Genomic DNA, 9,345 nt, shown 5'->3' with positions numbered 1-9,345 from the left:
GGCCGCGCCCGTGCCGCCGGCGCCCCCCGGGACTCCCATCGGGGCTCCCGCCGGACCGGCCGCGGGCGCCGAGACGCGCGCCACCCCGGCGCCCAATGCCGTGGTGTTGAGAGCGGAGCAGGAGTGCTGGGTGCAGATCCGCGATCCCCGCTCGGGCCGCATCCTGCTGAGCCGCCTGCTGCAGCCGGGGGAGACCTTCGAGGTGCCGCCCGAGCCCCCCGGCCTGCTGCTCAACACCGGCCGCATCGAGGCGCTGGCCATCCAGGTCGGCGGCGTCGCCTCGGCCGCGACCCAGGGGCTGACCGGCGTCCGGCGCGATGTCGCGCTGGATGCGGAGCGCCTCCGCGCGGCGCCGCCGGGGCAGCTTCCCTTCCGCTGAATTCCGGTTATCGCTTGGCCACCGGCCGGCATGCTGCCATATCGGCGGCATGCCGAAGCGGGAGGCCTGACCGCCAATGTCCTATCGTCCCTATCAGCAGATCCAGCGCCGCAAGTCCCGCCAGATCTGGGTCGGCAAGGTGCCGGTGGGCGGGGATGCGCCCGTCTCCGTCCAGACCATGACCAATACGCCGACCGAGGATGCCGAGGCGACCATCGCCCAGATCCGCCGGGCCGAACTGGCCGGAGTCGACATCGTCCGCGTCTCCTGCCCCACGGAGGAGGCGACGGCGGCGTTGAAGGAGATCGCGCACGAGGTGAACGTGCCGATCGTGGCCGACATCCACTTCCATTACCGGCGGGCCATCGAGGCCGCCGAGGCCGGCGCCGCCTGCCTGCGCATCAACCCGGGCAATATCGGCAGCAAGGAGCGGGTGAAGGAGGTCGTGAAGGCCGCCCGCGACCACGGCTGCTCGATCCGCATCGGCGTCAATGCCGGCAGCCTCGAGAAGCATCTCCTGGAGAAGTATGGCGAGCCCAATCCCGAGGCGCTGGTGGAAAGCGCGCTCTGGCACGCCGCGCACCTGCAGGAGCTGGACTTCCACGAGTTCAAGATCAGCGTGAAGGCTTCGGACGTGTTCCTGGCCGTCGCCGCCTACCAGCAGCTGGCGGAGGCCTGCGACCACCCGCTGCACATCGGCATCACCGAGGCGGGCGGCAAGCGCACCGGCACGGTGAAGTCCTCGATCGGCCTGGGCTCGCTGCTCTGGGCCGGCATCGGCGACACGCTGCGCGTCTCGCTCTCCGCCGAGCCGGAGGAGGAGGTGCATGTCGGCTGGGATATCCTGAAGTCGCTCGGCATCCGGCATCGCGGGGTGAAGATCATCTCCTGCCCGTCCTGCGCGCGGCAGGGCTTCAACGTCATCCGGACGGTGGAGGCCCTGGAGGAGCGGCTGGCGCATATCGAGACGCCCCTGACGCTCTCCATCATCGGCTGCGTCGTCAACGGGCCGGGCGAGGCGCTGATGACCGATCTCGGCGTCACGGGCGGTGGCGCCGGCCGCCATATGGTCTATAGCGCCGGCCGGACCGATCATACCGTGGAGGATGCGCGGATGGTCGACCACATCGTGGAACTGGTCGAGAGGAAGGCCGCCGAGATCCAGGCGGCGGAGGCTCTGGCCAAGCAGGCGGCGGAGTAAGCACCTTGAGCGGCATGCAGCCGGTTCGCGGCACCAGGGACCTGATCGGCGAAACCTTCCGCCGCCACCACCACATCGTCGAGACGGCGCGCCACGTCAGTGGCCTCTACGGCTTCGAGGAATGGGCGACGCCGATCTTCGAGGACACGGCGGTGTTCGCCCGGTCCCTGGGCGACACCTCCGACGTGGTGAGCAAGGAGATGTACACCTTCCAGGATCGCGGCGGCGATTCCATCACGCTGCGGCCCGAGGCCACGGCCGGCATCTGCCGCGCGCTGGTCTCCAATGGGCTGACCCAGGGCGGCCTGCCGCGCAAGGTGTTCTACACCGGCCCGATGTTCCGCTACGAGCGGCCGCAGAAGGGTCGCTTCCGGCAGTTCCACCAGATCGACGTCGAGGTGCTCGGCGCCGCCGAGCCGCTGGCCGACGCCGAGGTGATCGCCATGGGCTGGCAGTTGCTCCAGCAGCTGGGCATCGATGACGGCGTGGTGCTGGAGATCAACACGCTGGGCGACACGCCGAGCCGCGATGCCTATCGCGCCGCCCTGGTCGCCTATTTCCGGGCCTATGCCGGGCAGCTCTCCGCCGACAGCCAGGCGCGGCTCGAGAAGAACCCGATGCGCATCCTGGACAGCAAGGATGAGGGTGACAAGAAGCTGGTCGCGGCCGCGCCGACCATCGATGCGCATCTGACGCCCGAGGCGAAGTCCTTCTTCGACAAGGTTCTGTCCTATCTGGACCTGTTCGGCGTGCCCTACCGCCGAAACCCGCGGATCGTGCGCGGGCTGGATTACTACAGCCACACCGCCTTCGAGTTCGTCACCGATCGCCTGGGCGCCCAGGGCACCGTGATGGGCGGCGGCCGTTACGAGGGGCTGGTCAGCGAGATGGGCGGGCCGCCCACGCCCTCGGTCGGCTGGGCGGCGGGGGTCGAGCGGCTGGCCGAGCTTCTGGCGGAATCGCCGGAGCCGACGCGGCCCGTCGCCATCCTGCCGGTCAGCGAGGCGGAGGAGGCGCCGGCCATCGAGCTGCTGCAGATGCTGCGCGCCTCCGGCGTCCCGGCCGAGATCGCCTACAAGGGCAATCTCAAGCGGCGCATGGAGCGGGCCAACAGGATCGGCTCCCAGGCGGCGGTGATCCTGGGCGAGAGCGAGGTGGCGGAGGGCGTCGTGCTGGTGCGCAACCTTGCGGACGGGTCGCAGGAGCGGGTTGGCACGGCGGGGCTGCTCTCGGCCCTCGCCGCCGCGGGCGTGGTCGATGCCATGCTTGAGCAGGTGGTGGAGGGGCTGGAACTCGCCGCCGAGGATGACGAGCCGGGCGAGGAATGAGCGGCGGCAGCACGCTCGCCGGCAAGCTCGATCGCCTGCTGTACCGGGCCGACGAGATCCGCGCCCTGCTGGAGACGGCGGAGGGCACGCAGATCGGCGCCCTGGCCAGGGAGCTTTCCGAGCTGGAGCCGGTGGTCGCCAAGGTGCGGGCGCTGCGCGCCGCCGAACAGGCGCGGGACGAGGCCGAGCAGCTCCTGGCCGATCCCGAGATGCGCGAGCTGGCGGAGGCCGAGTTCTACAGCCAGCGCGACGCCGTGCCGGCGCTGGAGCGGGAGATCCGCCTGCTGCTGCTGCCGCGCGACGCCGCCGACGCCGGCAGCGCCATCCTGGAGATCCGCCCCGCCGCGGGCGGCGATGAGGCCGGCCTCTTCGCCGCCGAGCTCTTCGCCGCCTATCAGCGCTATGCCGCCCAGCGCGGCTGGCGGTTCGGCGTGCTGGAATACGACGAGTCCGAGCTGGGCGGCATCCGGGGCGCGGTGGCCGAGGTCGAGGGCCAGGGGGTCTTCGCCCGCCTGAAGTTCGAGAGCGGGGTGCACCGCGTGCAGCGCGTTCCCTCCACCGAGACGCAGGGCCGCATCCACACCTCGACCGTGACCGTGGCCGTCCTGCCGGAGCCGGCCGAGGTGGATGTGCAGGTCAACGAGTCCGATCTGCGCATCGACACCTACCGCGCCTCTGGCGCCGGGGGGCAGCACGTGAACAAGACGGACAGCGCCGTCCGCATTACCCATCTGCCGACCGGCACGGTGGTGGCGATGCAGGAGGAGCGCAGCCAGCACAAGAACCGCGCCAAGGCGATGAAGGTGCTCCGCGCCCGGCTCTACGAGCAGCAGCGCTCGGCGGCGGATAGCGCCCGCTCCTCCGACCGCCGCTCCCAGGTCGGCACCGGCGACCGCTCCGAGCGCATCCGCACCTACAACTTCCCCCAGGGCCGCGTCACCGACCACCGTATCGGGCTGACGCTGCACAAGATCGACCGCGTGATGCAGGGCGAGTTCGATGACATCATCGACGCGCTGACCGCCGAGGACGAGGCGGCGCGGCTGGCGGCGGCGGATGTCTGACGGCGGCTGCGCCGACCCCGCGGGGTCGGTCGGCGCCTTCCTCTGCCGCGCCGGCCAGCATCTTCGCGCCGCCGCCATCGAGAATCCCAGGCTGGAAGCCCGCCTCCTGCTTGGCGAGGCCATGGGCCGGGAGCCGGCCGCGCTGCTCGGCATGGCCCGCGCCCCGGTGCCGCCGGCGGCGGCCGGACGCTTCGCCGCCATGCTGCAGCGGCGCCTGACACGCGAGCCGATGGCCTTCATCCTGGGCCACCAGGGCTTCTGGAGCCTCGACCTCGCGGTGTCTCCGGATACCTTGATCCCCCGCGCCGACTCCGAGGCGGTGGTCGAGGCCGCCCTGGCCGCGATGCCGGCCGGCGCTCATCGCGTGCTGGACCTCGGGACCGGGACGGGCTGCCTGCTCCTGGCCGTCCTGTCCGAATGGCCCCTGGCCTTCGGCGTCGGCGTGGACCTTTCGCCGGGGGCTGCGGCGCTGGCGGCCCGCAATGCCGCCCGCAACCGGCTGGCGGACCGCGCCGCCTTCCTGGCCGGCGACTGGGCGGCATCGCTGAGGGGCGGGTTCGACCTGGTGCTGTCGAACCCGCCCTATATCGAGAGCGGGGCGCTGGCCGCCCTGATGCCCGAGGTGGCCCAACATGAGCCGCCACGCGCGCTGGATGGCGGCGCGGACGGGCTGGAGGCCTACAGGAGCCTGACCGGCGCGTTGCCGGCCCTGCTCTCACCGCAAGGCTGCGCCGTGCTGGAGTTGGGGCAAGGCCAGGCCAGGCCGGTTTCCACCCTGGCGGAAAGGGCGGGGCTTGCGATTCGCGACATCAGAACCGATCTCTCGGGCATCAAGCGTGCCCTGGTTCTGGCCAGACGGTGAAAAAACCGTTTGGCTGCGCTGCGGTGCGCGGCTAGGGTGCCGAGGCGGCCCCGGGCGGTTGAGTCCCCCGGCTGGACCCGCCGGGATGATCTGGCATGGCAGACTGGCCATGCCCTTCTCCGGCGCCGCAGCGATGCAACACCATCAGCAAGCCCCGCGGTGTGCTTGTCCCTTTGGACAGATGCGCTGCATGGCGCGAGCATGAGACGGCGAACGCAACACCGATGAATATGAAACGCATGCGCGGCCGTGGCGGCCATCGCCATGGTGGCGGCGGCAGCGGCGGGGGCGGACAGTTCCGCCAGCCCAGCCATCAGCCGATGAACCGCAACCATGTCTTCGACTCCAGCGGTCCGGACATGCGGCTGCGTGGCACGGCGCAGCAGCTTTTTGAGAAGTACCTTCAGCTCGGCCGGGACGCGACCGGCTCCGGTGACCGGGTCATGGCCGAGAGCTATTTCCAGCACGCCGAGCATTATTTCCGCATTCTCAACGCCATGGCCCAGGCGGCCGCTGCGGCCCAGCAGGGCCAGCCTCGCCGGGCTTCGAATGGCGAGGGCAGCGAAGGCGGTGAGGGGGAGGGCGAGATGAACGGCCACTCCCAGTCCGGCTTCGGAGGCGACTCCGATGCCAGCGACGCCGATCAGCGCGAGACCATCCAGTAGGCCGGAGCCCGTCGTCCGGGGCCGGGCGGTGTGACCGCCGGCCTCGCCGGCCGGGGCCGCTTCAGGCGTCGAGGGGTGCCTCCAGGGAGTCTCCCAGCGCGACGCGTCCGCCTTCCAGCACGCGGGCATGGACGCCGAGATCGGCATGGCCGAAGTGCTGGCGCAGCAGGCGCGGGATGTCCAGGTCGCGTTCGCCGGTCCGCAGGTTCACCTGCGTGGCCGGGCAGCGCACCGTTCGCTTGAACACCTGCAGCCGCGCGCCGCCCACCAGGATTTCCCGGTCCACCCAGTCGAACTCCGCCCAGGCCGGCAGGCCGGTGAAATAGAGATTGGCCCGGAACCTGAGCAGGTCGAGCTTCTGCCCGATGGCGGCCTCCAGGGCTTCCAGGCTGGCCATGTTGATCAGCGAGATGCCCTTGGTCTTCTGGTCGGTGAAGTTGTGCGCCGACGCCTCCGTGAAGTAGGGGTTGCCTCGCGCCTCATCGGCCATGTAGCGGCTGAGCAGCGCGGCGATGCTGGCGCGCCCCTCGGGGCTGCGCGTATCCGCCAGCAGCGGCGCCGCGCCCGGAACGGAAAGCGAGAGCTGCCCGCTACGCCCGTCATAGGCGGAGGCGACGAGCGCCAGGCGGGCATTGACCATGAGGCAGGCGAAGTTCTGCTTGGGCAGGAAGCGCGGTGCGGCCGGGTCGAAGGGCGCGTCGCCCTGCACCAGGGCGAATTGCCGGTCATGGGCGATGCATTCCCCCTCCCGGAGCTCCACCTGCTCCAGCGCCTCGGCCGAAAGACCCTTCACCGGATAGCGGTAGAGATGCTCGACACGCATCGGTTCAGCTCCTGCTTTTTTGGCGCCAACCCCTTGAAGGCGCGTCGCTTCCCTTACCACATCCCGGACAGGATGCCGCACCGGGTGTTGCCTTGCGGGACACCGGGCGACGGTTGCCTCATGTGGAGGGACCAGATTCTATGGACATCGAGAAGTTCACCGAGCGCGCCCGGGGCTTTCTGCAGGCCGCACAGACCATCGCCATCCGTGAGTACCATCAGCGCATCACGCCTGAGCATCTGCTGAAGGCGCTGCTCGACGACGAGCAGGGCGCCGCGGCCGGGCTGATCCGCGCCGCCGGCGCCGATCCGAAGCCGGTTCAGACGGCGGTGCAGCAGGAGCTGGACCGGCTTCCGCGCGTCGAAGGGGCGGGCGCCGGGCAGCCGCAGTTCACGCCCGATATCGTCCGCGTTCTCGACGCCGCGCAGCAGCAGGCCGGAAAGGCGGGCGACGCCTATGTGGCCCAGGACCGGCTGCTGACCGCGCTGGCGGCCAGCAACACCCCGTCGGGCAAGGCGCTGATCGCCGCCGGCGCCACGGCGCAGAAGCTGGATGCCGCCATCGCCACCATCCGCAAGGGCCGGACTGTGGATAGCGCCAGCGCAGAGCAGAGCTTCGACGCGCTGAAGAAGTATGCCCGCGACCTGACCGCCGCCGCGCGCGAGGGCAAGCTCGATCCGGTGATCGGCCGCGACGAGGAGATCCGCCGCGCCATCCAGGTGCTGGCCCGGCGCACCAAGAACAATCCGGTGCTGATCGGTGAGCCGGGTGTCGGCAAGACGGCCATCGTCGAGGGCCTGGCGCTTCGCATCGTCAATGGCGACGTGCCGGAGGCGCTGCGCAACAAGCGCGTCCTGGCGCTCGACCTCGGTGCCATGGTGGCTGGCGCCAAGTATCGCGGCGAGTTCGAGGAGCGGCTGAAGGGCGTGCTGTCCGAGGTGGAGAGCGCGGCGGGCGAGATCGTCCTCTTCATCGACGAGATGCACACGCTGATGGGGGCGGGCAAGGCCGATGGCGCGATGGACGCGGCCAATCTGCTGAAGCCGGCCCTGGCCCGGGGCGAGCTGCACTGCATCGGCGCCACCACGCTCGACGAGTATCGCAAGCACGTGGAGAAGGACGCCGCCCTGGCGCGGCGCTTCCAGCCGGTTTTCGTCGGCGAGCCGACGGTGGAGGACACCATCTCCATCCTGCGCGGCATCAAGGAGAAGTACGAGCTGCACCACGGTGTGCGGATCGCCGACAGCGCCCTGGTGGCGGCGGCGACCCTGTCCAACCGCTACATCACCGACCGCTTCCTGCCCGACAAGGCCATCGACCTGGTGGACGAGGCGGCGTCCCGCCTGCGCATGCAGGTGGACAGCAAGCCGGAGGAGCTGGACGAGGTCGACCGGCGGCTGATGATGCTCAAGATCGAGCGCGAGGCACTGAAGAAGGAGGACGACGCGGCCAGTCGCGATCGCCTGGGCAAGCTGGAGCGCGAGATCTCCGATCTGGAGGAGCGGTCCGATGCCATGGCGGCGTCCTGGCAGGCGGAGAAGGACAAGCTGAACTCGGCCCAGAAGGCCAAGGAGGAGCTGGACCGCGCCCGCACCGAGGTGGAGGTGGCGCAGCGCAAGGGCGACTATGCCCGCGCCGGCGAACTAACCTACAGCGTCATTCCCCGACTGGAGCGGCAGATCGCCGAGGCCGGAGGCGAGGGCGGCAAGCTGGTCAACGAGGCGGTGACCGAGGAGGGCATCGCCGCGGTGGTCAGCCGCTGGACCGGGATCCCGGTCGAGAAGATGCTGGAGGGCGAGCGCGCCAAGCTGCTGCGCATGGAGGACTCGCTCCGGCAGCGCGTGGTGGGGCAGGAGGAGGCCCTGGAGGCGGTTTCCAAGGCGGTGCGCCGTGCCCGCGCCGGCCTGCAGGATCCGAACCGGCCGATCGGCAGCTTCCTCTTCCTGGGCCCGACCGGTGTCGGCAAGACCGAGCTGACCAAGGCCATAGCCAGCTTCCTCTTCGACGACGAGAAGGCGCTGCTGCGGATCGACATGTCCGAGTACATGGAGAAGCACGCGGTCAGTCGCCTGATCGGCGCGCCTCCGGGCTACGTCGGCTATGAGGAGGGCGGCGCGCTCACCGAGGCGGTTCGCCGGCGGCCTTATCAGGTGATCCTTTTCGACGAGGTCGAGAAGGCGCATGAGGACGTGTTCAACGTCCTGCTGCAGGTGCTGGATGATGGGCGGCTGACGGACGGGCAGGGGCGGACGGTCGACTTCCGCAACACCCTCATCGTGCTGACCAGCAATCTTGGCTCCGAGATCCTGGCCGCGCAGCCGGAAGGGGAGGATGTCGATCTGGTCCGCGGGCAGGTCATGAATGTCGTCCGTGGCCGGTTCCGCCCCGAGTTCCTGAACCGGCTGGACGAGATCGTGCTGTTCCGCCGTCTGGCGCGGAACGACATGGGCGCCATTGTCCAGATTCAGCTGGGCCGGCTGCGCAAGCTGCTGGAGGATCGGAAGATCACCCTGGAGCTGGATCCGGCCGCGACGGAATGGCTGGCCGAGGCGGGCTATGACCCGGTCTATGGTGCCCGACCGCTGAAGCGGGTCATCCAACGCAACCTGCAGGACCGCCTGGCCGGCATGCTGTTGGAGGGCAACGTGTCCGACGGCGCGACCATCCATGTGACCGCCGGGCCCGAAGGCCTTGATCTGAGGGTCTGAACTCCCCTGGGATCCAGGCTGAGAAGATTTTTGTGAAATCCCTTTGACAGGCGCGGGAGGCGGGGATAAAAGCCGCCTCCCGACGCCGAGGCCACTTCGAGAGAATGGCCGAAGCCGAGGGAAGCGGCGAAAATTAAGCCGGACAGGGTGTTGACCGGCGAAGAAAACTTCGCTAGATACCGCACCCCGCCGACGAGGTCTTCGACGGTGAAGCCAAGACAGTATCACTTACCGAGCAATCGGCGTGACGGTCAAGGCAACGTTGATTTAAAATCGCATCGGGTTTTCTGGAAGTAGAGATATTTGGATTGATGG

8 protein-coding genes are annotated in these 9,345 nt (G+C 69.6%); 7 read left to right on the top strand and 1 reads right to left on the bottom strand.

The features are described from left to right. From ACVMLK_RS17715 to ACVMLK_RS17690, 6 genes are all read left to right on the top strand, one after another. The coding region (locus tag ACVMLK_RS17715) for a DUF4115 domain-containing protein (protein WP_457487148.1) at window positions 1-379 on the top strand (379 nt) is incomplete at its 5' end. 76 nt (window positions 380-455) lie between these two features. After that, window positions 456-1,580 carry a flavodoxin-dependent (E)-4-hydroxy-3-methylbut-2-enyl-diphosphate synthase gene (gene ispG / locus ACVMLK_RS17710; protein WP_198367950.1) on the top strand — a complete coding sequence of 375 codons (1,125 nt, stop codon included), beginning with the start codon at window positions 456-458 and terminating at the stop codon, window positions 1,578-1,580. 5 nt (window positions 1,581-1,585) lie between these two features. Next, on the top strand, window positions 1,586-2,908 hold the full coding sequence (hisS, locus tag ACVMLK_RS17705; RefSeq protein WP_422923851.1) for a histidine--tRNA ligase: 1,323 nt from the start codon (window positions 1,586-1,588) through the stop codon (window positions 2,906-2,908). Further along, window positions 2,905-3,972, top strand: a complete 1,068-nt coding sequence (prfA, locus tag ACVMLK_RS17700; protein WP_198367948.1) for a peptide chain release factor 1 — start codon at window positions 2,905-2,907, stop codon at window positions 3,970-3,972. Before hisS ends, prfA begins: the two co-directional genes overlap by 4 nt. Beyond that, entirely contained in the window at window positions 3,965-4,834 is an 870-nt protein-coding gene (prmC, locus tag ACVMLK_RS17695; protein WP_457487147.1) for a peptide chain release factor N(5)-glutamine methyltransferase, read from the top strand. The genes prfA and prmC overlap by 8 nt, the downstream gene beginning before the upstream one ends. A gap of 224 nt (window positions 4,835-5,058) precedes the next feature. Next, window positions 5,059-5,499 carry a DUF4167 domain-containing protein gene (locus ACVMLK_RS17690; protein WP_198367946.1) on the top strand — a complete coding sequence of 147 codons (441 nt, stop codon included), beginning with the start codon at window positions 5,059-5,061 and terminating at the stop codon, window positions 5,497-5,499. Window positions 5,500-5,560: 61 nt separating this feature from the next. On the opposite strand, the gene ACVMLK_RS17685 is transcribed toward ACVMLK_RS17690, so the two are convergent. Further along, window positions 5,561-6,322 (bottom strand): MOSC domain-containing protein, encoded by a 762-nt coding sequence (locus ACVMLK_RS17685; RefSeq protein WP_198367945.1) that lies wholly within the window; start codon window positions 6,320-6,322, stop codon window positions 5,561-5,563. Window positions 6,323-6,462: 140 nt separating this feature from the next. On the opposite strand from ACVMLK_RS17685, the gene clpB reads away from it, so the two are divergent. After that, window positions 6,463-9,030, top strand: coding sequence for an ATP-dependent chaperone ClpB (gene clpB / locus ACVMLK_RS17680; RefSeq protein ID WP_198367944.1), 2,568 nt, complete (start codon window positions 6,463-6,465; stop codon window positions 9,028-9,030). Window positions 9,031-9,345 lie beyond the last annotated feature (315 nt).

It is taken from the genome of Teichococcus aerofrigidensis (assembly GCF_054073225.1).
The sequence above is the reverse complement of the archived record's forward strand: the minus strand, read 5'-3'. Positions and strand labels throughout refer to the sequence as shown.